This is a genomic window from Comamonas faecalis (assembly GCF_039538025.1).
GTDB lineage: Bacteria > Pseudomonadota > Gammaproteobacteria > Burkholderiales > Burkholderiaceae_C > Comamonas_C > Comamonas_C faecalis.
Window position 1 is genome coordinate 43,556 of sequence record NZ_BAABBP010000007.1, and the last position, 23,678, is coordinate 67,233.

Here is a 23,678-nt window from a genome sequence, read left to right on the forward strand (position 1 = left end):
GGGTGTTGTTAAGGCAACGCCTTCTTTGCGCGCCTACGGTCTCCTTCTGCAGCCGCGCGCCCCCCGGTCACGCCCGCCACCCGCGACAGCGGACGCGCATGAATCGCAATCTCCATATATTTATTGAATAAAAAAATACGTTATATATATTAGACATTGCGATAAGCAATTTCTAGACTGCGCGCTCCTATCACAAAAACCCGTCCTCAAAGGAGCCAGGAGACATGTTGCAGTCATCGATCGTCAAAATTGCCGCCCTCGCCTGCGCCGCCGCGCTGGCGTGCACCACGGCCAGCGCGCAGGCGCCCTCCAATGCCCCGGTCAAGATCATCATCGGCTTTTCCGCCGGCGGCGCGCTCGACAGCATGGCGCGCGCCATGTCCGAGAAGCTGCGCACCGACCTGGGCAGAACGGTCATCGTCGACAACAAGCCCGGCGCCAGCACCCAGATTGCGCTGGGTGCGGTCAAGCGCGCGCCCGCCGATGGCAACACCATCTTGATCAGCCCGGCCTCGCCATTCGTCCTGCAGCCGCTGACCTACGACAAGCTGCCCTTCGATCCCGACAAGGATTTCATCCCCGTGGCGCATCTGGCCGACACGCCGCTGGTGGCGACGACCGCCACGGGCAGTCCCTTTTCCTCGATGCGGGAATATGTCGACTGGGTCAAGAAAAACCCCAACGACACCGGCGTGGGCATGGTGACACTGGGCGGCGTACTGCATTTCGGCCTGCTGCAGCTGAACCAGGAAATGGGCCTGGATCTGACGCCCATCGCCTACAAAGGCGCGCCGCCCATGCTGACCGACGAGATCGGCGGCGCGCTGCCGGTGGGCATGGACATCGTCGCCTCCGCCAGCGAGTTGGTGAAAGCCGGAAAAATCAAATACCTCGGCGTTCCCGGCATGGAGCGCACCCAACTTGCCCCCGAGGTGCCGACCTTCATCGAACAGGGGGTCAAGGGCTTTGAAATTGCGCCTGCCTGGTTTGCCGCCTTTGTTCCTGCGGGCACGCCTGCGAATGTGGTGAGCGCCCTGGCCAAGGCGATGACCGCCATCGTCCAAGACCCCGAGTTTTCCGCAAAGATGGCCCAACTTGGCATGGTGACCACGGGCCGGCCGGGCAGCGACGTGACCGAGTTGATCGCGACGCAGCGCGAGGCACTGCGCCCCATCGTCGAAAAATCGGGCTTTCGCGCAACGCAATAGCCTTCAGGGCACCCCTTCCCCGCGGGCCTACGGCTAGTTTTGAGAGCAGCGACATGACACAGGCAGACACCACGACGACGATTTTTCAGGCCCGAAAAATCATCACCATGAACCCCATGCAGCCCGAGGCCACCCACGTGGCCGTGCGCGACGGCCGCATCCTGGGCGTGGGCAGCGCGGGCGAGCTGCAGGGCTGGGGGCCCGCCACCCTCGACACCCGGTTTGCCGACAAGGTGCTGATGCCCGGGCTGGTGGAGGGCCATGCGCATCTGCTCGATGGCGGCATGTGGAACTTCGTCTACACAGGCTTTCACGACCGCCGCGGCCCCGACGGCACCCTGTGGCCCGGGGTGCAAAGCTTCGAGGCGCTGATCGAGCGCCTGCGCGAGGCCGAGGCGCGACTGCCAGACCCGACGCAGCCGCTGCTGGCCTGGGGGTTCGACCCCATCCATTTCGGCACCACCCGCATGACGGTCAATGAGCTCGACCAGGTCTCTGTCACCCGCCCGGTGGTGGTGCTGCATGCCAGCGTGCACCTGCTCAACGTCAACAGCGCCATGCTGCAGTTGGCGGGCATAGACGCCGCCACCGAGACCGAGGGCGTGGCCAAGGATGCGCAGGGTCAGCCCACCGGCGAGCTGCAGGAGATGGCGGCCATGTTCCCGGTCTTTGCCATCATTGGCAACGCCTACTTCGCCGCCGGCCAGTCCGAGCAAGGCATACGCAACTTCGGCCGCCTGGCCCAGCTGGCGGGGGTGACCACGGCGGCCGACCTGTCCAACAACCTGGCGGACGATGCCGTCGCCAACCTGGTGAAAATCACCAGCGAGGCGCAGTTTCCGCTGCGCCTGGTGCCGGCCTACAACCCCATGCGCGGCGCGGCCGAGGGCGGGCCCGAGCGCGTACGCCGGGCGATGCAATACAACACCGACAAGCTGCACTTCGGCCTCATCAAGATGGTGGTGGACGGCTCCATCCAGGGCTTTACCGCACGCCTGCGCTGGCCGCATTACTACAACGGCAGCGCCAATGGCATCTGGGTGATACCGCCGCAAAAGACGCTGGAACTGATCGATGAATACCACCGCGCCGGCTTCACCATCCACATCCACACCAACGGCGACGAGGCCACGGACATGGTGCTGGACGCGGTGGAGGCCGTGCTGCGCCAGCACCCGCGCTGGGACCACCGCCACACCCTGCAGCACTGCCAGCTGGCCGATGCCGCGCAGTTCAAGCGCATGGTGACGCTGGGCATGGCGGTGAACCTGTTTGCCAACCATTTGTACTACTGGGGCGACGCCCACTACGGCATCACCGTCGGCCCCGACCGCGCCAACCGCATGAACGCGGCGGGCACGGCGCTGCGCCACGGCGTGCCCTTCTCGCTGCATTCCGACGCGCCCATCACCCCCATCGCCCCGCTGTTCACCGCATGGTGCGCGGTGAACCGGCAGACGGCCAGCGGCCGCGTCCTGGGCGAGAGCGAGCGCATTTCCGCCTATGACGCACTGCGCGCCGTCACCCTGGGCGCCGCCCACACGCTGCGCCTGGACCACTGCATAGGCAGTATCGAGGTGGGCAAGTTCGCCGACTTCGCGGTGCTGGAGCAAGACCCGCTGGAGGTACCGGCCCAGGCCCTGCGCGACGTGCCGGTGTGGGGCACGGTGCTGGGCGGCCAGGTCTTCCAGGCGCCGGCCCATCCATGCTGACGCCCCGCCCGCCCATTGCCCTGACCGTGCTGGGCGGCTTTCTGGGGGCCGGCAAGACCACGCTGCTCAACCACCTGCTGCGCACCCAGCAGCGCGAGCGCGTGCTGGTGATGGTCAACGACTTCGGCTCCATCAACATCGATGCCCAGCTGATCGCCCAGGGCGCTCCCGGCCTGCCCGACGGCATCATCAACCTGGCCAATGGCTGCGCCTGCTGCGCGATTGGCGGCGACCTGATGCAGGCCTTCCTGAAGGTGCTGTCGCTGCCCGTGCCGCCCGACCGCGTGGTGGTGGAGGCCAGCGGCGTGGGCGACCCCGCCCGCATCGCGGCCATGGGCCGTTCGGGCGGGCGCTTTCGCAGCGACGGCGTGATCACCGTGGTCGATGCCCAGGCCGTGCAGACGCTGGCCCAGGATCGTTACGTCGGCGACACGGTGCTGGCCCAGTTGCGCTCGGCCGACCTTCTGCTGCTGAGCAAGACCGATCTCGTCACGCCCGAAGACCTCGCCACACTGCACGCCTGGCTGTGCACGCAAGCCCCCGGCGTGCCCGCGCTGGAGAGCCACCACGGCGAGATCGATCCCAGCCTGATCCTGGGGCCAGTCCTTGGCGCGGCGCAAGCAGAAAACGCCGTCGCACCCTCCCCCACCGGGCCGGAGATCGACCATGCGGCCCGGTTTGCCAGCCACAGCTTCACCACCGCCCACCCCCTGCAGCGCCAGGCCCTGGAGGCTGCGCTCGATGCCCTGCCCGTGCATGTGATGCGCGCCAAGGGCATGGTGTTCCTGGAGGGCGAGGACGCCCCGCGCGTTCTGCAGCTGTGCGGCAGGCGCTGGAGCATCGAGCGCCCCGGCGCGGCGCAAAACAACCGCCGTTCACGCATCGTGCTGATCGCGGCGCGCCGCCGGCCCGATGTGACGCCTTTCAACGCGTGGAGCCACTTCGAGGGGGCGCTGGCAACTTCGTCGTGATGCGCCTGCAGCCGGCCCGCCCGCTCCGGCGGGCGACTGCAGTGCACCTCACACCCGCTCGAACACCGCCGCAATCCCCTGCCCGCCGCCTATGCACATGGTCTCCAGCCCATAGCGGCCCTTACGGCGCTGCAGCTCGTGCAGCAGCGTGGCCAGGATGCGCACGCCGGTGGCGCCTATGGGATGGCCCAGCGAGATGCCCGAGCCGTTGACGTTGAGCTTGGCCTCGATCGCGTCCTGGTCCTGCCAGTCCCAGCCCTTGAGCACGGCCAGCACCTGGCAGGCGAAGGCCTCGTTGAGCTCGACCAGGTCCATGTCGTCGATCTTCAATTGCAGGCGCGCCAGCAGCTTCTGCACGGCCGGCACCGGGCCTATGCCCATATGCGAAGGCTCGCAGCCCGCCGCCGCCCAGCCCACCAGCGTGGCCATGGGGGTGAGATTCAGCTCGGCCAGCTTGTCCTCGGCCACGATCAGGCAGGCGGCGCTGGCATCGTTTTGCTGGCTGGCGTTGCCGGCCGTCACCGTGCCGTTCGGTGTCAAGACGCGCAGCTTGCCCAGGCTCTCCAGCGTGGCGTCGGCGCGAAAACCCTCATCCTTGGCAAAGATGATGGGCTCGCCCTTGCGCTGGGGCACTTGCACCGGGACGATTTCGTCGGCAAAGCGCCCCGCGGCCCAGGCAGCCGCCGCCTTCTGGTGGCTGCGCAGGGCGAAGGCGTCGGCTTCATCCTTGGTGATGGCGTAGTCGCGCGCCAGGTTCTCGGCCGTCTCGATCATCCCGGATATCTTGCCAAAACGCTCCACGGGCTGTGAGCGCTCGCGCCCGCGGTCCAGCCGGTCGTAGAAGCGCACGTTGCCCGAGCGCGCGCCCCAGCGCATGTCGGTGCTGTAGTACTCGATGTTGCTCATGCTCTCCACGCCGCCCGCGATGACCGCGTCGGCGGCGCCGCTCTGCACCATCATCGCGGCCGTGACGATGGCCTGCAGGCCGCCGCCGCAGCGCCGGTCCAGCTGCATGCCGGGCACCGACACCGGCAGGCCCGCCTGCAATGCCGCCCAGCGGCCGACGCAGGGCACCTCGCTGTTGGCGTAGGACTGGGCCATGACGACGTCGTCGATGCGCGCGGGGTCAATGCCGCTTCTCGTGACCACGGCGCGTACCGTGGTGGCGGCAAGTTCTTCGACGGGCACGGGGCGAAGGCTTCCACCGAAGGTGCCGACGGGGGTACGGACAGGGGTGACGATGGCGGCTCTGCGCATGGTGTTTCTCCTTCGGGTTGACGAGCTGACTGTGAGGAGGAGCGCCGGCATCTTGCCGGCACCGGGGTGTGAGCGTCGCCGGCCCTCACCCCTGCCCTCTCCCAGGGGGAGAGGGAGTAAAGAACGCCGCGCCGCAGCGGCGCAGCAGTTCATGCGCCTGGCGCTCCAGGGCCTCGCGGTGTTCGGGCGCGGCAATGTCTATCAGCCGGCGCACGCGGCGCGACAGCGGCTGGCCGCGCAGGTCGGCCACGCCGTGCTCGGTGACGATCAGGCCGGCGTCGCTGCGCGGCGTGCTCACCGGGCCGGACAGGTTGGCGACGATGCGGCTCGCGCCCTTGGCCGTGGCGGGCAGCGCAACGATGGGCAGGCCGCCCCTGCTGCGCGCGGCTCCGCGCAGAAAATCCACCGCGCCGCCGACGGCGCCGACGTAGCAGCCGGCGGCCACCTCGGCGTTGATCTGACCCGTCAAGTCCACCTCGACGGCGGCGTTGATGGCGGCCAGCTTGTGGCTGGCGGCCAGCACGTCGGGGTTGTGGGTGTAGTCGGTGGGGCGCAGCTCGATCTGCGGATTGCGGTGCGCCCAGCGGCGCAGGCACTCGCCGCCCATCAGGATGCCGCCTATGCCCACGCCGGTGTCGATGCTCTTCCTCGCGTTGGTCAGCACGCCGGCCTCGGCGAGCCGGGCGATGCCGTCGCCCACTGCGCCGCTGTGCAGGCCCAGGTCGCGGTGGTGGTGCAGGGCGGCCAGCACCGCCTCGGGCAGGTTGCCCACGCCCAGCTGCAGCGTGGCGCCGTCCTCGATCAGGCCGGCGATGTGGCGCGCGATGGCCTGCTCGGCCGGGCCGATGCGGCTGGGCGGCTGGTCCAGCGGCGCGTGTTCGGCGTCGACCAGCAGCGCGAAGTCGCCGGCCGTCAGGTGCAGGCCGCCATGCGTCCACGGCACGCAGGGGTTGACCTCGCCAATCACGACGCGCGCCCGCTCGCGCACTGCCGGCAGGTATTCCTGCACCTGCCCCAGGCTATAGCGGCCTTGTTCATCGGGCTTTGACACCTGCAGCAGCAGCACGTCGGCCGGCAACACGCCCGCGCGAACCAGCCCGGGCAGGTGCGAATAGTGGCTGGGCACGATGTCGAGCACGCCCGCGTCGGCCAGCTTGCGGTGCGCGCCGCCCGCGGCGTAGCCGAAGAAGTCGAGCACGTCGGCCTGCTCTGGCGCCAGCGTGTCGGATGCGGCCATGCCGACGAACACGCCGAGGCGCCCTCCCCGCGCCAGCGCATGGCGGTGCGCGGTGACTGCGCGCGTCAGCGTCAACGGCTCGGCCGTCGCCTGGCCCCACCACAGCGTGTCGCCGGGGCGGATCAGCCGCTGCAGCTGCTGGGCCAGGTCGCCTTCGCTCATGCCTTGCGATCCCAGTCGAAGCGCAGCGGCTGCTTGTCCTTGAAGCGCCGCACCGCGTCCTGGTGGTAGGCGGAGCCGCGGGCCATGGCCTGGCCGTAGGACTCCAGCTCGGCGATGGTGCGCGCATCGCTCTCGAAAGACTGGTTCATGATGGTCTTGGCCATGCCGATGGCGGCCGTCGATGCCTCGCCGAAGCGCCGCGCGAGCGCCTGCGCTGCCTGCTGCAACGCGGCTGCATCCTCGACGACGTCGTAGACCATGCCGAGCTGTCTGGCCTCATCCACATCGACGGTGCGCGCGGTGAAGACCAGCTCCTTGGCCTTTTGCATGCCGACGATGCGCGGCAGCAGATGCAGGGCACCCAGGTCGGGGATCAGGCCGATGCGGCCGAACACGGCGCAGAACCTGGCGCGGCGCGTGGCCAGCACGAAGTCGGCCGCCAGCGCCAGGCTCAGGCCTGCGCCGAAGGCCGGGCCGTCCACGGCGGCGATGACGGGCTTCTCCAGGTTCACCAGCTCGGGAAACCACTGGTGCAGCTCGCGCATGCCGGCGCGAAATGTCAGGCCCGTGCGGCTGGTGTCGAGCATGGCCGAGATGTCGCCGCCCGAGCAGAAGGCGCCGCCCGCGCCGGTGAGGATGACGGCGTAGACCTCCTTGTCGTCGCGCATCTGCGTGACGGCGGCGGCCAGTGCCGGGCGCATGTCCTGGCTCAGGGCGTTGCGCGCCTCGGGGCGGTTCAGGGTGATGGTGCCTATGCCGTCCTGCACAGAGGTCAACACGGGGGATGCGGTCATGGTGTCTCCTGGTTGTTGCTCCTTCCCCCTCTGGGGGAAGGTTGGGATGGGGGCTGGGAGCGCTGGGATCTTGCCGGCACAAAGCGCAAGCGTCGCCGGCCCCCACCCCTCCCTCCCCCAAAGGGGGAGGGGGAAAATCGCTCAAGCCAGTTCGGCAAAGCCGTGGCTCAACACCACTTTGTCGCGCTCCGCAACACGGGCGCGCAGCTGGAATTGCTTGCCATCGCCCGGCACGCGCCAGATCTCGGTCACCAGCGTCTCGCCCGGATAGACGGGCGCGGCAAAGCGTATGTCCAGTGCCTTGAGACGTGCCGGATCGCCGTCCGCGCATTGGCGCAAGAGCGCATGCGCCACCAGGCCATAGCTCGCCAACCCGTGCAATATGGGCCGCTCGAAACCAGCCTTCACCGCCACGGCCGGGTCGGCGTGCAGGGGGTTGTAGTCGCCCATCAGGCGGTACAGCAGCGCCGCCTCGGGGCGAATCGCTTGCGTGTCGCTGAAGTCGGGCGCGCGGTCCTGCGGCGTGGGCTGCAGCGCGGGCAGCGCCTCGTCGCTGGGCTGGCCGCCGCCTTGCTGGCTGTAGCCGCCATCGCCGCGCAGAAAGGTCACCTGCTGCAGCGTGGCCAGCAGCTCGCCGGCCCGGGTCTCCAGCAGCCGCTCGGTCACCAGGATGGCGCCCTTGCCCTCGCCCTTGTCGATCAGGTGGGTGATGCGGCTCTTGCCGACCACCTCGCAGTCGGCCGGCAGCGGCCGGTGCCAGCGCACGCGCTGCTCGCCGTGCAGCAGCTTGACCCAGTCGATGCCCGTGTCCGCCTCGCGCGCCCAGAAGCCCGGGTAGCCCAGCACCACGGCCAGCGTGGGCAGCGCACGCAGGCCGCTGGACATACCCTCGTAGACGAAGGGCAGGGCCGCGGCGTCGAGCGGGTCGTTGCCCAGCCCGAGACTGAGCGCGTAGAGCATGGTGTCGCGCTCGGTGTAGTGCTGGTGCACGGGCGCGAAGGTCCGGTTCTTGAGGTGGTGGTAGTCGATCGCCATGGCTTACACCGGATCCCAGCTGAACACGTCGCCCGAGCGCTCCATGGGCACGAAGCTGCTCTTGAGCGCCGGCATGCCGTGCTCGGCGATGAACTCGGGCGTCCAGCCCTCGCTGCGGTGCACCGAGCGCAGTGGGCGCGGCTGGCTCATCAAAAAGATCTCGTTGTTGCGCACGGCGAACACCTGGGCGTTCACGTCCCTGGCGGCGTCCGACAGCAGGTACACGGCCAGCGGCGCGATCTTGTTGGGCGTCATCTGCTGGATCTTGGCCACGCGCGCCTGCTGCTCGGGCGTGTCGGTGGGGATGGAGCCGATCATGCGGCTCCAGGCGAACGGCGCGATGCAGTTGGAGCGCACGTTGAACTTCTGCATGTCCAGCGCGATGGACTTGGACAGGGCGACGAGCCCCAGCTTGGCCGCGCTGTAGTTGGCCTGGCCAAAGTTGCCGATCAGGCCCGAGGTGGAGGTCATGTGCACGAAGGCGCCGCTCTCCTGCTCCTTGAAGTGAGTGGCCGCCGCGCGCGCCATGTAGTAGCTGCCGTACAGGTGCACCTTGAGCACGCCGTCCCACTCGTCCACGCTCATTTTGTGGAAGAACCGGTCGCGCAGGATGCCGGCGTTGTTGACCACGCCGTCGATACGCCCAAAGGTGTCGACCGCGCATTGCACGATGCGCCCGGCGGCCGCGGCTTCGGCCACGCTGTCGGTGCTGGCCACGGCCTGGCCGCCGGCGGCCTTGATTTCCTCGACCACCTTCTGCGCGGGGCCGGCGTCCTGGCCCTCGCCGCTGGTCGACGTGCCAATGTCGTTGACCACCACCTTGGCGCCGGCGGCCGCCATGGCCAGCGCCATGTCGCGCCCGATGCCGCCGCCCGCACCCGTCACCACCACCACCTTGCCGTCCATCATTTTTTGCGTCATAGCCTGGTCATCCTTGGTTGATATCGACTCGAAAACGAACCCAGCATGCCGAAAAACCGCACTGCGCGCCATTCGGCAATGACGAGGGCGGGCTTTGCCTTCCTGAAACCACCGCCGGTCTTCCGGCCCGGCGAAGGCCTGCTTTCACAAACGCGGATTGCCCGCCGCAACGCAAACCGCGACCATTGCCGCCATGCCTGACACACCCGCCATCGACGCCGCCCAGCTCGCCCACCTGCAAACCTGGCAGGGCAGGAGCGAGACGCTGACCGACTTGATCACCGCTTCGCCCGTCGACGCGCTCAGCGCCACGCTCGACCGCGACGATCCCGCGCCGCAAGACGCCAGCGTGCTGCCCGGGCTGTGGCACTGGATGTATTTCCTGCCCCACGCCCGCGCCGGCGAGGTCGGGCCCGACGGGCATCCGAAACGCGGCGGCTTTCTGCCTCCCGTGCCGCTGCCGCGGCGCATGTGGGCCGGCGCGCGGCTGGCGTGGGAGCCGGGCAACCCGCTGCGCGTGGGCCAGAAGGTGCAGCGCCAGTCCACCATCCGCTCGGTCACGCACAAGGCCGGACGATCGGGCGAGCTGCTGTTCGTGCTGGTCGAGCACCAGTACCGCAACGCGCACGGCCTGGCGCTGACCGAGGAGCACGACATCGTCTACCGCGCCGCTGCCCGGCCGGGCGACCCTGCGCCTGCGCCGCAAAAACCGCCGCTGGCCGGGCAGGCCGCCTGGTCGCGCACCATCACGCCCGACCCGGTGCTGCTGTTTCGCTACTCGGCACTGACCTTCAATGGCCACCGCATCCACTACGACCGCAAGTACGTGACCGAGGTCGAGGGCTATGCCGGCCTGGTGGTGCACGGCCCGCTGATCGCCACGCTGCTGCTCGACCTGCTGCGCCGCCAGATGCCGGATGCGCAGCTGGCGCGCTTTGACTTTCGCGCGGTGCGGCCGACGACCGACCTGCACCCGTTCAGCGTGCACGGCAAGCCGTCAAGCGACGGCAAGACCGTGGAGCTGTGGGCACAAGACCACGAGGGCTGGCTGACCATGCAGGCCACGGCCACATTGCTTTGAACCACTGAGAGGGTGAGACCTCCGTTTTTTTTATCGATATCCCATTGCCATGATCCACCAGCCCGACCAGTACCAGGAAATCCGCGACGCCGTCCGCGCCCTCTGTGCACAGTTCCCCGACGAATACTTCCGCAAGGTCGACGAGGCCCGCGCCTACCCCGAGGAGTTCGTCGATGCACTGACGAAAGCCGGCTGGATGGCCGCGCTGATCCCGCAGGAATACGGCGGCTCGGGCCTGACCATGGCAGAGGCCTCGGTCATCATGGAAGAAATCAACCGCAGCGGCGGCAACTCCGGCGCCTGCCACGGCCAGATGTACGTGATGAACGCCATCGTGCGCAGCGGATCGCAGGCGCAGAAAGACCTGTACCTGCCCAAGATTGCCTCGGGCGAGCTGCGCATCCAGTCCATGGGCGTGACCGAGCCCACCACGGGCAGCGACACCACCAAGCTCAAGACCACTGCGGTGAAGAAGGATGGCCGCTGGGTCATCAACGGGCAAAAGGTGTGGATCTCGCGCATCCAGCACAGCGATCTGATGATTTTGCTGGCACGCACCACGCCCGTCGACCAGGTAAAAAAGCGCTCCGATGGCCTGTCCTGCTTCCTGATCGACCTGCACAAGGCGATTGGCAATGGCCTGACGGTGCGCCCCATCCTGAACATGGTCAACCATGAGACCAACGAACTGTTCTTCGACAACCTCGAAATTCCCGAAGACGCGCTGCTGGGCGAAGAAGGCAAGGGTTTCAAGACCCTGCTGGACGGCCTGAACGCCGAGCGCACCCTGATTGCCGCCGAGTGCATTGGCGATGGCTACTGGTTCATCGACCGCGCCACCAAATACGCCAACGAGCGCGTGGTGTTCAACCGCCCCATCGGCCAGAACCAGGGCGTGCAGTTCCCGATTGCCGATGCCTTCATCGAGCTGGAAGCCGCCAACCTGATGCGCTGGAAGGCCTGCGAAAAAATCGACGCCCACCAGAACGCAGGCGCCGAGGCCAACATGGCCAAGTACCTGGCCGCCAAGGCCAGCTGGGAGGCGGCCAACGTCTGCCTGCAGACCCACGGCGGCTTCGGCTTTGCCTGCGAGTACGACATCGAGCGCAAATTCCGCGAGACGCGCCTGTACCAGGTGGCGCCGATTTCGACCAACATGATCTACAGCTACGTGGCCGAGCACATCCTGAAACTGCCGCGGTCGTTTTGATTGCCTTGCTCCTTCCCCCTCTGGGGCTGAGGGAGTTGTTTACCGGAGCCACACACCCATGACCCGCCCCCTCGACGGCATCACCGTCATCTCCCTGGAACACGCCGTCGCCGCGCCGTTTGCCACGCGCCAGCTTGCCGACCTGGGCGCGCGCGTGATCAAGGTCGAGCGCCCCGGCAGCGGCGACTTTGCGCGCGGCTACGACCAGCGCGTGCGCGGCCAGTCCTCGCACTTCACCTGGATCAACCGCAGCAAGGAAAGCCTGGCGCTGGACGTCAAGCAGCCGCAGGCCAAGGCCGCGCTGCTGCAGCTGCTCAAGACCGCCGACGTGCTGGTGCAAAACCTCGCACCCGGCGCGGCCGCACGCATGGGGCTGTCGTATGAAACCCTGAAGGCGCACAACCCCAGGCTGATCGTCTGTGACATCAGCGGCTACGGCGCCGACGGCCCGTACCGCGACAAAAAAGCCTATGACCTGCTGATCCAGAGCGAGGCGGGCTTTCTGTCGGTGACCGGCACGCCCGAGACGCCCAGCAAATCCGGCATCTCGGTGGCCGACATTGCTGCCGGCATGTACGCCTACAGCTGCATCCTCTCGGCCCTGCTGCTGCGCGGCAGGACGGGGAGCGGCAGCCATATCGACGTCTCCATGCTCGAAGCCATGGGCGAGTGGATGGGCTACCCGCTGTACTACGCCTTCGACGGCGCACCGCCGCCGCCGCGCACCGGCGCCAGCCACGCCAGCATCTACCCCTATGGCCCGTTCACCGCCGGCGATGGAGGAACAGTGATGCTGGGCCTGCAGAACGAGCGCGAGTGGAAAAGCTTTTGCGACCAGGTGCTGCAGCGCCCCGAGGTGGCGACCGACCCGCGCTTCTGTTCCAACGCCCAGCGCAATACGCACCGCACCGAACTGCAGGCGCTGATCCTGCAGGAGTTCGCCGCGCTGACCGCCGCCCAGGTGGTCGAGCGCCTGGAAGCAGCGGCCATCGCCAACGCCCGCGTCAACGACATGGCCGACCTGTGGGCCCACCCGCAGCTGAAGGCGCGCGATCGCTGGCGCGAAGTGGATTCCCCCGTGGGCCGCATCCCCGCCCTGCTGCCGCCAGGTGTGAACAGCGCGTTTGACTACCGCATGGATGCCGTGCCCGCCGTGGGCCAGCACAACGCCGCCATCCTGGCTGAGCTGGGGTGGAGCGCGGAGCAGATCGCTGGAGTTTCTCCCTCCCCCTCTGGGGGAGGGTAGGGGTGGGGGCCAGCGACGCTCGCGCCCCGAGGCCGGCACGATGCCGGCGCACCCGCCCCCATCCCAACCTTCCCCCAGAGGGGGAAGGAGTGAAAACCAACACCCCGGAGCCCCCCATGAAACAAGAACCCCAAGCCACCATCCACCCCCTGGCCCAGTTCGCCGCCACCCTGCAGTGGAGCGATGTGCCCACGCCAGTGCAGCGCCGCACCGAAGACCTGTGGGTCGACTGGTTCGGCTCCGTGCTGGCCGGCTGCAAGGCGCGGCCCGTCGCCAGCATCGTGCGCTTTGCCTTGTCGCAAGGGCCGGCGCAAGGCCCCAGCGAGGTCATCGCCCAGGGCGCGACCAGCTCGCCCATGATGGCGGCGCTGGCCAACGCCGCCGCCTCGCATTTCGCCGAGCAGGACGACGTGCACAACGGCTCGGTGTTCCACCCCGCGGCCGTGGTCTTCCCTCCGGCCCTGGCCGTGGCGCAAAGCATAGGCGCCAGCGGAGAGCAGCTGATGGCCGCCTGCGTGGCGGGCTACGAGGTCGGCATACGCGTGGGCGAATTCCTCGGCCGCAGCCACTACCGCATCTTCCACACCACGGCCACGGCCGGCACGCTGGCTGCGGCCGCCGCCGTGGGGCGGCTGCTGGGGCTCACGCCCGCGCAGATGCAGCACGCCTTCGGCTCGGCCGGCACGCAGTCGGCGGGGCTGTGGGAATTTTTGCGCACCGCCGCCGACAGCAAGCAGCTGCACACGGCCCACGCCGCCGCCGCCGGCCTGATGGCCGCTTACCTGGCGCAGGACGGCTTTACCGGCGCGCAGGACATCTTCACCGGCCCGCAGGGCATGGCGGCCGGCATGTCCAGCGACGCCAACCCAGCCAAGTTGGCGGACGGCCTGGGCACGCGCTGGGCCACGGCCGAGACATCGTTCAAGTGGCATGCCTCCTGCCGCCACACCCACCCCGCCGCCGACGCGCTCTTGCAGGTCATGCAGCAGCACGGCTTGCGGATCGAAGACATCGCCCGGGTAACCTGCCACGTGCACCAGGGCGCCATCGACGTGCTGGGCCCGGTGACATCGCCCAGCACGGTGCACCAGTCCAAGTTCTCCATGGGCACGGTGCTGGCCCTGGCAGCGCGCTTTGGCCATGCGGGCCTGACCGAGTTCGACGCCGAATTTCTTGCCGCCGATACCGTGGCCCTGCGCGACAAAGTGGCCATGGCGCTCGACCCCGAGGTGGACGCCGCCTACCCCCAGCGCTGGATCGGCAAGGTCACCGTGCAGACCACCGACGGCCGCGTACTGCACGGCCGCGTCGACGAACCCAAGGGCGACCCGGGCAACACGCTGTCACGCGAAGAAATCACCGCCAAGGCGCTGCGCCTGGCCGACTACGGCGGCGCCGTGGGCGCGCAAGCAGCCCAGGCGGCCGTGGCGCGGCTGTGGCAGGTCGGCAGCTGGCCGCGTGTGGGCACGCTGGTGGGCGACGCCACGCACTGAGGAAGAGGCATGCAACACCACCGCGTCCACGAGGCCTGCTCCTTCCTCTTCGTCCCCGCCACCCATCCCCAGCGCCTGCCCAAGGCGCTGGCCAGCGGCGCCGACATGGTGATTGCCGACTGGGAGGACGCCGTGGCGCCGGCCGACAAGGCGCGCGCACGCGGCGCCCTGCTGGAAGCCGCAGGCGCTCTCGACGGTGCGCAGCGCGCGCGCCTGCTGGTGCGCATCAACGCCGAGGGCACGCCCTGGTTTGCCGACGACCTGCAGGCGCTGGCGCAGCTCACCGCACTGGGCCTGGCCGGCGCCGTGATTCCGAAAGCCGAGCGCGCCGAGACACTGCTGGCCGTGGCGCGCGCCGCAGGGAGCGGGGCGGCGCTGCTGGCGCTGGTCGAATCCGTGGCCGGGTTGCATGCCGTGGACACGTTGGCCGCCGCGCCCCAGGTCGCGCGCCTGGCCTTTGGCCACCTGGACTTCCAGGTCGACGCCGGCATGGCCTGCGGCCCGGACGAAGCCGAGCTGCTGCCGATGCGCATGGCCGTGGTGCTGTCCGCGCGCCGCGCCGGCATGGCCGCGCCCATCGACGGCGTGACCGTGGACACGAAAAATCCCGAGCGCATGACTCTTGATGCCGCACGCGCGCGACGCATGGGCTTTGGCGGCAAGCTGTGCATCCACCCGGCGCAGGTCGCCCCGCTGCACGCGGCGTTCGACCCGGGCGACGCCGCCGTGGCCCACGCGCAACGCGTGCAGCAGGCCCTGCAGGCAGCAGGCGGCGGCGTCTGCGTGCTCGACGGCCGCATGGTCGACGCGCCCGTGCTGGCGCAGGCCGAACGAACCCTGGCGCACCACGCAAGGGCCATGGCGCGCCGCACATGAGACCTGCGGATCGCGCCTTCACTCCCTCCCCCTTTGGGGCTGAGGGCTGCGGCTCTAGTGGCGCCTGCGCGCAACTGGACAGCCCGAAGAGCGGCGGCGTCCCGCCGCCAGCACTGGGGTTGGGGTGGGGGCCAGCGGCGCTTGGGTTCTCTATGCCGGCAAAATGCCTGCGCTCCCGGCTCCGTCCACCCCCCAAAACGGAAGGGATCTGAACGCCGCAGGCATGTAAACCGCCAAAAATCATCAATGTGAATTCTGTCGCTACGCCCCCCTCCTCCGCCCCCTCCCGCTCCCGCCCGCTGTGGGTCATGCTGCTGGCCCTGCTGTCGGGCTTTGCGCTGAGCCAGTCCTACCGCACCGTCACCGCCATCGTCGCGCAGGATCTGCAGCACGACTTCGGCCTGTCCGTGCAGGCGCTGGGGGCCTTTGCCGGGCTGTTCGGCCTGTCGTTCGGCGTCGCGCAGCTCTTGATGGGCATTGCCATGGACCGCTACGGCCTGCGCCGCACGGTGCTGGCGGCCGCGCCGCTGTCGATCGCGGGCGCGGCGCTGTCGGCGCTGGCGCCCGACCATGGCTGGCTGATGGTCGGGCAGCTGCTGATCGGCGTGGGCTGCTCGCCCGCGTTCCTGGCGTGCACCGTGCTGATCTCGCGCCACTTCCCCAGCGACCGCTTCGCCTTCTTCTCAGGCCTGAGCCTGGGCATGGGCGGCCTCGGGCTGATGCTGACCGGCACGCCGCTGGCCTGGGTGGTGCAGCACTGGGGCTGGCGCGTGGGCTTTGGCCTGCTGGCCGGGCTCAGCGCGCTGTCGTGGGTCATCGTCTACGCGCTGGTACGCGAGCCCGAACTGCCGGGCGATGCGCAGCAACCGCGCGAGAGCCTGCGCCGCTCGCTGCTGGGCCTGCTGGAAATTTTCACGCTGCGCCACACCTGGGGCATCCTGATTCTGGGCATGTCGGGCTACGCGGCCTTTCTGTCGCTGCGCGGCCTGTGGATGGGCCCGCTGTTGATGAACCGCTTCGGCTTCTCGCTGGTCGACAGCGGCAACGTCGCGCTGGTGCTTTCGGTCATCTCGCTGTTCGCCCCCGGCAGCTTTGGCCGCATCGACCCCGGGCCGCTGCGCCGGCGCGCCTGGATCGCCAACGCATCACTCGTCATGGCCGGCATGTTTGCCGTGCTGGCGCTGCTGCAACACGCGGGCGCCGCGGTGGCGCTGATGATCGTGCTGGGCATGGTGTGGGGCTACAGCGTGCTGCAGTACGCCGACGCGCGCGCCTCCTACTCCAGCGCGCTCACCGGACGCGCTCTGTCGCTCTACACCATGTCGATGTTCCTGGGCGTGGCGCTGATGCAGTCGGCCACCGGCGCCGTCGCCGCCTGGGCCGAAACCCAGGAAATCGACCCCTACCGCGCCGTGCTGCTGGCGATTGCACTCTGGCTGGCGCTGGCGTCGATGGCGTTCCGGTTTTTGCCGGCGTCACCGCTACTCAAGGCAGCCGCCTCGCCCGACCGACACTGAGCGGAGGGCGCAACCCTCAAACCCCCAGCACCCCCTCGACCGAGCGCACCAGCGTGCGCAGGCGCGGGCCCAGATCGGATTCGAGCTTGCCGTACAGCGGGCTGAACACCGGCACCGACAGCGCGAAGATCCACAGCTCGCTGTCCTGGGGCTGGCTCATCGGCACGGCAATCGACTCGATCTCGCTGTGCAGGTCGCCGTGGCTGCGGCAAAAACCGTACTGCGCCATGTCTTCGCGCGCGTTCACCAGGCGCTGCTCCAGCCAGGCGGCGCGCTGCGGGTTGCGTGCCTGCAGGTCGCGCAGGTAGGCCGCGCGCTCGTCCTCGGCCATGCCCAGCAGATAGGCGCGGCCCGTGGCGGTGCGCGACAGCGACATGGACACGCCCACCTCCTGGCGGAACACCGTGTTGCCCATGCCATTGGCCAGTTCCACCAGGCACAGCTCGCGGCGGTGGCCCACGGCCAGTTGCACCTGGCCCTCGGTCAGGTCGGCCAGGGCCTGCATGTGGGGGCGGGCGAACTGGCGCAGCGCCATGCGCGTGAGCACGGGCGACGACAGCTGCAGCAGGCCCAGGCCGGGTACGTACTTGGACAGGCGCTCCGAATAGCGCAGCAGGCCGAGCTCGCACAGCGTCTCGGTCAGGCGAAACAGCGTGGGCTTGGGCAGGCCGGTCAGATCCATCAGCTCCTTGGCACTGAGCTCCTGGCATTTGTTGGAGAAGCAACGCAGCACGGAAATACCGCGCACCAGGGCGCTGACCAGTTTGCCGTCCGCTTCCATGTTCACTGTCTATCGATCCCAAAAAGCCTGGATTCTCGCCTGATTCACGTGCCGGCGCGGCTGCGCCAAAGCGCGCGCGCAGGCCCGGTGCTCATGCCCCGTCCCGCGGGACGTAGGACGCGCGCATGTCGCGCCCGCCGCGCAGCGACGAGCCGCCGTCGACCGGGATGACCGCGCCCGTCACGTAGCCGGCCTGGGGTGACGACAGGAACAGCGCCATGTGGGCGATATCGTCGAGCGTGCCCATGCGCTGCAGCGGCACGCCGGCGACCGCGTCGGCCAGCGCCTCGGGCGAGGGAGCGAGGCGGCGCATGCCCTCGGTGCCCTCGATCGGCCCGGGCGCGATGGCGTTCACGCGCACGCCCGCCTCGCCCCACTCCATGGCCAGCACGCGCGTCATCATGTCGATGCCGGCCTTGGCGGCGCAGGCATGCACCTGGTACATGGTGGGGTTGACGCCCTGCGGCGCCGAGATGTTGATGACGCTGGCGCCGGGTTTCTTCAGCATCGGGTAGGCCAGGCGCAGCACGTGGAAGGTGCCGTTCAGGTCGATGTCCACCACGGTCTTGAAGCCATTGGGCGACAAGTCCTTGGCCGGCGCGATGAAATTACCGGCCGCCCCGGAGACGAGCACGTCAATGTCGCCAAAGCGTTCATGCGCCTGGCGCAGCGCCGCCTCCACCGCCGCCGCATCGCGCACGTCGGCGCTGATGCCCAGCGCCTGCGCCCCGAGCGCGCGCAGCCCCTCGGTGGCCTGCTGCACCTTGTCGGGCGAGCGGCTCATGACGGTGACATGGGCGCCAGCGCGGGCGAACGCCTGGGCAATGCCAAGGTTGATGCCGCTGGTACCGCCGGCGACGAAGACATGGTGGCCTGTGAAGGAGTGGGTATCGGGCATGGCGCGTCCTCAGTCGAGCTGCAGCTTCTGGCTGCGGATCAGCTCGCCCCAGTCCTTGCGGTCGCGCTCGACCATCTGCGTGAATTGCGCGCTGTCCATGCCGCCGGGCCGGCCACCGAGTTCCTGGTAGCGCTGCACCACGGCCGGATCCTTGAGCTCGGCGATCAGGCCGTCGGTGAGTTTTTTGACGATCCCGGGCGGCGTCCCGGCGGGCAGGAAGAAACCCATCCAGCCAACCTTGTCGAAGTCCTTCATGCCCAGTTCGGTCATGGTGGGCACGTCGGGCAGCTCGGGCTCGCGCGTGGCGCCGGTCACGGCCAGGGCGCGTAGCTTGCCGTCCTTGACGTGGACCAGCGAGCCCGTGAGGTTGTCGAACATGAACTGCGTCTCGCCCGCCACGATGGCCAACGTCGCCGGGGCCGAGCCCCGGTACGGAACGTGCACCACGTCGACCCCCGCGCGCTGGCGAAACAGCTCGCCCATCAGGTGCGTGGTCTGGCCCACGCCGGCGGACGAGAACGCCAGCTTGCCGGGCTCCTTCCTGGCCTCGGCGATCAGATCTGCCAGACTTTTGATGGGGGACTTCACGGGCACCACCAGCACGTTGGCGAACGAGATCATGTCGGTCAGCGCGATGAAGTCGCCCGGCTTGTAGTTGAGCTTCTGGTAGGCCGTGTAGTTGATGGCATTGGAGCCGGTGTTGCCCACCAGTACGGTGTAGCCGTCGGGCTGCGCGCGCGCCACCAGGTTGGCGCCCAGCATGCCGCCCGCGCCGGGCTTGTTGTCCACCACGATGGGCTGGCCCAGGCGCTCGCCCAGGCGTTGCGCCAAAAAGCGCACCGGCGTGTCGGTGGTGCCGCCGGCCGCGCCCGGCACGACGAAGGTGATGGGGCGCTGGGGCCAGGCGGCGTCCGCCCAGGCGGCCGGGGCCGCCATCAGGGCGCCCAAGCCCAGCAGAGTGCCGGCTGCGGCCAGGCGCAACGCGCGGCGGCGGTTGTAGAGGGGCATGTGTGTCTCCTTGTGCTTGGGCGGCGCGACGGCCGCCTGCGCAATTCACTCGAAAAAGTGAGCTGCTGACGCTTTACGGATAAGCGCGAAGGCCGGATGTCACCGCGGCTGCATGCGGATCGCCCCATCCAGGCGAATCGTCTCGCCATTGAGCATGGGGTTCTCCAGGATGTGCAGCGCGGTCATCGCGTATTCGGACGGGTGGCCCAGGCGCGCCGGGTTGGGTACGGAGGCGGCCAGCGACTGGCGGATGTTGTCGGGCAGCTTGGCCAGGATGGGCGTGTCGAACAGGCCCGGGGCGATGGTGCACACGCGGATGAACTTGGTCGCCAGGTCGCGCGCGGCGACGATAGTCATGCCGATCACGCCGGCCTTGGACGATGCGTAGGGAATCTGGCCGATCTGCCCCTCGTAGCCCGCGACCGATGCGGTGAGCACGCAGGCGCCGCGCTCGCCGTCGATCGGCTCGTTCTTGGCCATGGCGACGGCCGCCAGGCGCAGCGTGTTGAAGCTGCCGATCTGGTTGACGCGGATGATGTTGGTGTATTTCTCCAGCGATCCGGCGCTGCCGTCCTTCTCGATCAGGCGCACCGGGCCGCCTATGCCGGCGCAATGCACGAGCGCGCGGAAGTTGCCGAAGGCTTCGGCCGCCGCAACGGCCTGCTGCATCTGGGCCTCGTCGGAGACGTCGGCCTTGACGTAGCGCAGGCGGCCGGCGTACTTCTGTTCCATCGCCTGGCCGCGCTCGTCGTTCAGGTCGACGGCGACGACATTCAGCCCGCGCTCCAGCAGCGCGATGGCCGTGGCCTCGCCCAGGCCCGAGACGCCGCCGGTGACGAGGGCGGTCATTCCTTGTTGCAGTTTCATGTTTACTCCTTTTGGGGTCCGTGTTCGGCTCCTTCCCCCTCTGGGGGAAGGTGGGGATGGGGGCCTGGCTTGCGCTACCCAGGTATGTGCGGGCGCGAGCGCCGCCGGCCCCCACCCCTGCCCTCCCCTCCCCTCCCCCAGAGGGGGAGGGAGTCATGCGCAAAATTACAGTCGTTCGATGATGGTGGCGTTGGCCATGCCGCCCGCCTCGCACATCGACTGCAGGCCGTAGCGCCCGCCGCTGTCTTCCAGCGCATGCAGCATGGTGGTCATCAGGCGAATGCCGGATGCACCCAGCGGGTGACCCAGGGCGATGGCGCCGCCGCGCGGGTTCAGGCGTTCGCCGTCGGCTTTGAGCTCTTTCTGCCAGGCCATGGGCACGCTGGCGAAGGCCTCGTTGATCTCGTAGTGGTGGATGGCGTCCAGCGTCATCTTCGCCTTGGCCAGCACGCGCTGGGTGGCGGGGATGGGGGCGGTCAGCATGTAGAGCGGGTCGTCGCCCACCACGTCAAACGCGACGAAGCGCGCGCGCGGCGTGAGGCCCAGCTGCAGCGCGCGCTCCTCGCTCATGATGAGCATGGCGCTGGCGCCGTCGGTCATCTGCGAGGCGTTGCCGGCCGTGGTGCTCCATTGGATCTGCGGGAAGCGCGCCGACAGCTCGTCGTTCTGGAACACGGCCTTGAGGCCGGCGAGCTTTTCCACCGTGGTGCTGGCACGGATGGTCTCGTCCTGCGTCACGCGGCCAGCGGGGGTGTCGATGCCGACGATCTCGCGGGAAAAGCGGCCGGCCGACTGGGCGGCATGGGCGCGCTGGTGCGAGCGTGCGGCGTAGCCGTCCAGGTCGGTGCGGGGCAGCCCCCACTTGGCGGCGACGAGGTCGGCCGATACACCCTGGCCCACCAGGCCGGGCGCGTAGCGCGCGTCGAAGCGCGCGCCAGTGGTGTTCTTGCCCATGCGCGAGCTGCCCATGGGCACGCGGCTCATCGATTCCACACCGCAGGCAATGACGATGTCCTGCGCGCCGGCCATGATGGCCTGGGCCGCAAAGTGCACCGCCTGCTGGCTGGAGCCGCATTTGCGGTCGATGGTGGTCGACGGCACATGCGTGGGCAGGCCGGCGGCCAGCCAGGCCAGGCGGCCGGGCGTGCCGGCCTGCTCGCCGGCCTGGCTCACGCAGCCGCAGATCACGTCATCGACCTGGCCGGGGTCGATCTTGCTCCGCTCCACCAACTGCTGCAGCACCTGCGACAGCAGATCCACGGGATGCAACTCGGCCAGCGCGCCATCAGGCTTGGCCCGGGCCATGGGACTGCGAATGGCGTCGACGATGACTGGATTCCTCATATTCACTCCATACGGTTAATGAAACGAATGATCCATTAAAACCAATTTCATGGCTGTTAGTTTGTCCTTAACAGCGTGTTTACCCCATGCTTCTTGAACTGTTTGCCTGAAAGAATTCACTGGAGTATCAGATTTACGAGACATGAAGTCCGTATTTCCCGAATGCGCCACCATCCCGGCGGCGCGTGCAAACCACGGGTGACAGGCATGCAGGATTTCTTTGGCCGCGCCGCAGCGGCCCCCGATCGGACGGTGGTGTTCATGGCCGACCAGGGCCGCGACACCACCGCCGGCGCGCTGGCGCAGCAGGCGCAGCAGATGGCGCAATGGCTGGCGGCCCAGGGGCTGCAGGCAGGCGAGCGCTTTGCCGTGCTGCTGGAGAACCGCGTCGAGATCCTGGCGCTGGCGCTGGCCGCGCGCGAGGCCGGCCTGTACGCCGCCGTGCTCAGCACCCACCTGACGGTCGACGAGGTGGCCTACATAGTGCAGGACTGCGGCGCGCGCCTGGTCGTGGCCTCCGCCAAGACCCTGCCCCAGCTCGAAGGCTGCACCCTGCCCTGCTGGAGCGTGGACGAGGCAGCGCCCCAGGCGCCATCGCTGCATGCGGCACTGGCCGCGCTGCAAGGCCCGCCGGTGGATTTTTCCGACCGGCCGATCGGGCGCGACCTGCTGTATTCCTCTGGCACCACGGGCCGGCCCAAGGGTGTGCTCAAACCGCTGTGGCCCGCCCAGCTGCGCGGCCAGGCAGACCCCGAGGCCGAAGGCACGGCGCAGCGCCTGGGCATGGGCGAGGACACGGTCTACCTGTCGCCCGCGCCGCTGTACCACGCCGCGCCGCTGCGCTACACGCTGCGCGTGCTCGAACTCGGTGGGCAGGCCGTGATCATGGAGCGCTTCGATGCTGCAGGCGCGCTGGCCCTCATCGAACGCCACCGCGTCACCCACAGCCAGTGGGTGCCCACGATGTTCGGGCGCCTGCTGAAACTGCCCGAGGAGGTGCGCAAGCGCTACGACCTGTCCAGCCACCGCATGGCCATACACGCCGCCGCGCCCTGCCCGGTTCATGTCAAGCACGCGATGCTCGACTGGTGGGGCGACATATTGCTGGAGTACTACGCCGGCTCCGAGGGCTGCGGCACGACGATGATCAATTCCGCCGAATGGCGGCAGCGCCCCGGCTCGGTGGGCCGCGCCACGACGGGCCAGTTGCACATCGTCGACGACCAGGGCCAGGAACTGCCCGCGGGCGAGATCGGCCAGGTGTATTTCTCGGGCGGCGGGCAGTTCAGCTACTTGAACGACCCCGAGAAGACGCGCCAGGCCATCGACGAGCGCGGCTGGGTGACCTATGGCGACATAGGCCATGTGGACGCCGAGGGCTATCTGTTCCTGAGCGACCGGCGCGCCGACCTGATCCTGTCGGGCGGCGTCAACCTCTACCCGCAGGAGATAGAGAACGCGCTGGCGCGCCACCCCGGCGTGCAGGAGCTGGCCGTGGTCGGCGTGCCCGACGCCGACTTTGGCGAGGTGCCGCTGGCCGCCGTCGTGCTGCGCCCGGGCGCCGAGGCCACGCAGCAGACGGCCCGCGCCATTGCCGACCAGGCCGCCGAGGTGCTCGCGCGCCTGAAGCTGCCGCAGCGCATGGTCTTCGTCGACGCCCTGCCGCGACTGGAGACCGGCAAGCTGCTGCGCCGCAAGCTCAAGGAGCAGTACCGCGACGCGCCGCAGGCCGGATTCGCCCTGAGGGACTCTTAAAACAATGGCTACCTGCGCTTACTTGATAAGCGTTGCAGCCTGGTTTGACGTGAATATGCACACACTCCTACGCACGCCCGCCTTACTCCTTCCCCCTCTGGGGCTGAAGGCCGCGGCTCCAGTTCCGCCAATGCGGAACTGGACGGCCTGAAGAGCGGTGGCGTCCCGCCGCCAGCACCGAGGTGGGGATGGGGGCCAGCCATGCCAAGAAAGGCCTTGCCCTTGGCTCAAGCGCCGCCGGCCCCACCCCTGCCCTCCCCCAGAGGGGGAGGGAGAAACAGCCGCTGTTCAGCCAAGTTCTTCAA

The 23,678-nt window shown here is 68.7% G+C and carries 20 protein-coding genes; 10 read left to right on the plus strand and 10 right to left on the minus strand.

Features of this window, described 5'->3' with window-relative positions; translation table 11 throughout:
* Positions 1 to 224: 224 nt before the first annotated feature.
* From ABD767_RS05475 to ABD767_RS05485, 3 genes are read left to right on the plus strand one after another with little or no spacing between them, the layout of a single operon-like run.
* On the plus strand, positions 225 to 1,208 hold the full coding sequence (locus tag ABD767_RS05475) for a tripartite tricarboxylate transporter substrate-binding protein (protein ID WP_103044271.1): 984 nt from the start codon (positions 225 to 227) through the stop codon (positions 1,206 to 1,208).
* A gap of 53 nt (positions 1,209 to 1,261) precedes the next feature.
* A complete protein-coding gene (locus ABD767_RS05480) occupies positions 1,262 to 2,920 on the plus strand; it encodes an amidohydrolase family protein (protein WP_103044272.1) in 1,659 nt (552 codons plus the stop codon).
* Positions 2,914 to 3,891 carry a GTP-binding protein gene (locus tag ABD767_RS05485; protein WP_103044273.1) on the plus strand — a complete coding sequence of 326 codons (978 nt, stop codon included), beginning with the start codon at positions 2,914 to 2,916 and terminating at the stop codon, positions 3,889 to 3,891. The genes ABD767_RS05480 and ABD767_RS05485 overlap by 7 nt, the downstream gene beginning before the upstream one ends.
* A 48-nt stretch (positions 3,892 to 3,939) precedes the next feature.
* On the opposite strand, the gene ABD767_RS05490 is transcribed toward ABD767_RS05485, so the two are convergent.
* The 5 genes from ABD767_RS05490 to ABD767_RS05510 form a co-directional block, all read right to left on the minus strand.
* Positions 3,940 to 5,148 carry an acetyl-CoA C-acetyltransferase gene (locus ABD767_RS05490; protein WP_103044274.1) on the minus strand — a complete coding sequence of 403 codons (1,209 nt, stop codon included), beginning with the start codon at positions 5,146 to 5,148 and terminating at the stop codon, positions 3,940 to 3,942.
* A gap of 85 nt (positions 5,149 to 5,233) precedes the next feature.
* Positions 5,234 to 6,547 carry an acetyl-CoA hydrolase/transferase C-terminal domain-containing protein gene (locus tag ABD767_RS05495; RefSeq protein ID WP_103044275.1) on the minus strand — a complete coding sequence of 438 codons (1,314 nt, stop codon included), beginning with the start codon at positions 6,545 to 6,547 and terminating at the stop codon, positions 5,234 to 5,236.
* On the minus strand, positions 6,544 to 7,341 hold the full coding sequence (locus tag ABD767_RS05500) for an enoyl-CoA hydratase-related protein (RefSeq protein WP_103044276.1): 798 nt from the start codon (positions 7,339 to 7,341) through the stop codon (positions 6,544 to 6,546). Before ABD767_RS05500 ends, ABD767_RS05495 begins: the two co-directional genes overlap by 4 nt.
* Before the next feature lie 141 nt (positions 7,342 to 7,482).
* Entirely contained in the window at positions 7,483 to 8,376 is an 894-nt protein-coding gene (locus tag ABD767_RS05505) for a MaoC/PaaZ C-terminal domain-containing protein (protein WP_103044277.1), read from the minus strand.
* 3 nt (positions 8,377 to 8,379) lie between these two features.
* Entirely contained in the window at positions 8,380 to 9,297 is a 918-nt protein-coding gene (locus tag ABD767_RS05510) for an SDR family NAD(P)-dependent oxidoreductase (protein ID WP_103044278.1), read from the minus strand.
* 193 nt (positions 9,298 to 9,490) lie between these two features.
* Between ABD767_RS05510 and ABD767_RS05515 the strand changes: the two genes are divergently transcribed.
* From ABD767_RS05515 to ABD767_RS05540, 6 genes are all read left to right on the plus strand, one after another.
* On the plus strand, positions 9,491 to 10,378 hold the full coding sequence (locus ABD767_RS05515) for an HTD2 family dehydratase (protein WP_425549896.1): 888 nt from the start codon (positions 9,491 to 9,493) through the stop codon (positions 10,376 to 10,378).
* A 49-nt stretch (positions 10,379 to 10,427) separates the two neighbouring features.
* On the plus strand, positions 10,428 to 11,588 hold the full coding sequence (locus ABD767_RS05520) for an acyl-CoA dehydrogenase family protein (RefSeq protein WP_344868653.1): 1,161 nt from the start codon (positions 10,428 to 10,430) through the stop codon (positions 11,586 to 11,588).
* 58 nt (positions 11,589 to 11,646) lie between these two features.
* Positions 11,647 to 12,834: a CoA transferase gene (locus ABD767_RS05525; protein WP_103044280.1), complete on the plus strand. Its 1,188-nt coding sequence runs from the start codon at positions 11,647 to 11,649 to the stop codon at positions 12,832 to 12,834.
* 116 nt (positions 12,835 to 12,950) lie between these two features.
* The gene (locus ABD767_RS05530; protein WP_103044304.1) at positions 12,951 to 14,327 is read left to right on the plus strand and encodes an MmgE/PrpD family protein; all 1,377 of its coding nucleotides are present in this window, start codon (positions 12,951 to 12,953) and stop codon (positions 14,325 to 14,327) included.
* A 9-nt stretch (positions 14,328 to 14,336) separates the two neighbouring features.
* Positions 14,337 to 15,203 carry an aldolase/citrate lyase family protein gene (locus ABD767_RS05535; protein WP_103044281.1) on the plus strand — a complete coding sequence of 289 codons (867 nt, stop codon included), beginning with the start codon at positions 14,337 to 14,339 and terminating at the stop codon, positions 15,201 to 15,203.
* A gap of 308 nt (positions 15,204 to 15,511) precedes the next feature.
* A complete protein-coding gene (locus tag ABD767_RS05540) occupies positions 15,512 to 16,720 on the plus strand; it encodes an MFS transporter (RefSeq protein WP_103044282.1) in 1,209 nt (402 codons plus the stop codon).
* Positions 16,721 to 16,736: 16 nt separating this feature from the next.
* Here the strand turns inward: ABD767_RS05540 and ABD767_RS05545 are convergent, their stop codons facing one another.
* From ABD767_RS05545 to ABD767_RS05565, 5 genes are all read right to left on the minus strand, one after another.
* The gene (locus ABD767_RS05545) at positions 16,737 to 17,501 is read right to left on the minus strand and encodes an IclR family transcriptional regulator (protein ID WP_344868721.1); all 765 of its coding nucleotides are present in this window, start codon (positions 17,499 to 17,501) and stop codon (positions 16,737 to 16,739) included.
* Between the two features lie 91 nt (positions 17,502 to 17,592).
* A complete protein-coding gene (locus ABD767_RS05550) occupies positions 17,593 to 18,399 on the minus strand; it encodes an SDR family oxidoreductase (protein ID WP_103044284.1) in 807 nt (268 codons plus the stop codon).
* Between the two features lie 9 nt (positions 18,400 to 18,408).
* Positions 18,409 to 19,407, minus strand: coding sequence for a tripartite tricarboxylate transporter substrate-binding protein (locus ABD767_RS05555; protein WP_103044285.1), 999 nt, complete (start codon positions 19,405 to 19,407; stop codon positions 18,409 to 18,411).
* Between the two features lie 99 nt (positions 19,408 to 19,506).
* The gene (locus ABD767_RS05560) at positions 19,507 to 20,274 is read right to left on the minus strand and encodes an SDR family NAD(P)-dependent oxidoreductase (RefSeq protein WP_103044286.1); all 768 of its coding nucleotides are present in this window, start codon (positions 20,272 to 20,274) and stop codon (positions 19,507 to 19,509) included.
* Positions 20,275 to 20,439: 165 nt separating this feature from the next.
* A complete protein-coding gene (locus ABD767_RS05565; protein ID WP_103044287.1) occupies positions 20,440 to 21,618 on the minus strand; it encodes an acetyl-CoA C-acyltransferase in 1,179 nt (392 codons plus the stop codon).
* A gap of 207 nt (positions 21,619 to 21,825) precedes the next feature.
* On the opposite strand from ABD767_RS05565, the gene ABD767_RS05570 reads away from it, so the two are divergent.
* Positions 21,826 to 23,373, plus strand: coding sequence for an AMP-binding protein (locus ABD767_RS05570; RefSeq protein ID WP_103044288.1), 1,548 nt, complete (start codon positions 21,826 to 21,828; stop codon positions 23,371 to 23,373).
* Positions 23,374 to 23,678: the final 305 nt, after the last annotated feature.

Bases quoted from the DNA above. Each gene is read 5' to 3' on its own strand.
- ABD767_RS05475 (WP_103044271.1), top strand. From the start codon at position 225: ATGTTGCAGTCATCGATCGTCAAAATTGCCGCCCTCGCCTGCGCCGCC.
- ABD767_RS05480 (WP_103044272.1), top strand. From the start codon at position 1,262: ATGACACAGGCAGACACCACGACGACGATTTTTCAGGCCCGAAAAATC.
- ABD767_RS05485 (WP_103044273.1), top strand. From the start codon at position 2,914: ATGCTGACGCCCCGCCCGCCCATTGCCCTGACCGTGCTGGGCGGCTTT.
- ABD767_RS05490 (WP_103044274.1), bottom strand. From the start codon at position 5,148: ATGCGCAGAGCCGCCATCGTCACCCCTGTCCGTACCCCCGTCGGCACC.
- ABD767_RS05495 (WP_103044275.1), bottom strand. From the start codon at position 6,547: ATGAGCGAAGGCGACCTGGCCCAGCAGCTGCAGCGGCTGATCCGCCCC.
- ABD767_RS05500 (WP_103044276.1), bottom strand. From the start codon at position 7,341: ATGACCGCATCCCCCGTGTTGACCTCTGTGCAGGACGGCATAGGCACC.
- ABD767_RS05505 (WP_103044277.1), bottom strand. From the start codon at position 8,376: ATGGCGATCGACTACCACCACCTCAAGAACCGGACCTTCGCGCCCGTG.
- ABD767_RS05510 (WP_103044278.1), bottom strand. From the start codon at position 9,297: ATGACGCAAAAAATGATGGACGGCAAGGTGGTGGTGGTGACGGGTGCG.
- ABD767_RS05515 (WP_425549896.1), top strand. From the start codon at position 9,491: ATGCCTGACACACCCGCCATCGACGCCGCCCAGCTCGCCCACCTGCAA.
- ABD767_RS05520 (WP_344868653.1), top strand. From the start codon at position 10,428: ATGATCCACCAGCCCGACCAGTACCAGGAAATCCGCGACGCCGTCCGC.
- ABD767_RS05525 (WP_103044280.1), top strand. From the start codon at position 11,647: ATGACCCGCCCCCTCGACGGCATCACCGTCATCTCCCTGGAACACGCC.
- ABD767_RS05530 (WP_103044304.1), top strand. From the start codon at position 12,951: ATGAAACAAGAACCCCAAGCCACCATCCACCCCCTGGCCCAGTTCGCC.
- ABD767_RS05535 (WP_103044281.1), top strand. From the start codon at position 14,337: ATGCAACACCACCGCGTCCACGAGGCCTGCTCCTTCCTCTTCGTCCCC.
- ABD767_RS05540 (WP_103044282.1), top strand. From the start codon at position 15,512: ATGCTGCTGGCCCTGCTGTCGGGCTTTGCGCTGAGCCAGTCCTACCGC.
- ABD767_RS05545 (WP_344868721.1), bottom strand. From the start codon at position 17,501: ATGGAAGCGGACGGCAAACTGGTCAGCGCCCTGGTGCGCGGTATTTCC.
- ABD767_RS05550 (WP_103044284.1), bottom strand. From the start codon at position 18,399: ATGCCCGATACCCACTCCTTCACAGGCCACCATGTCTTCGTCGCCGGC.
- ABD767_RS05555 (WP_103044285.1), bottom strand. From the start codon at position 19,407: ATGCCCCTCTACAACCGCCGCCGCGCGTTGCGCCTGGCCGCAGCCGGC.
- ABD767_RS05560 (WP_103044286.1), bottom strand. From the start codon at position 20,274: ATGAAACTGCAACAAGGAATGACCGCCCTCGTCACCGGCGGCGTCTCG.
- ABD767_RS05565 (WP_103044287.1), bottom strand. From the start codon at position 21,618: ATGAGGAATCCAGTCATCGTCGACGCCATTCGCAGTCCCATGGCCCGG.
- ABD767_RS05570 (WP_103044288.1), top strand. From the start codon at position 21,826: ATGCAGGATTTCTTTGGCCGCGCCGCAGCGGCCCCCGATCGGACGGTG.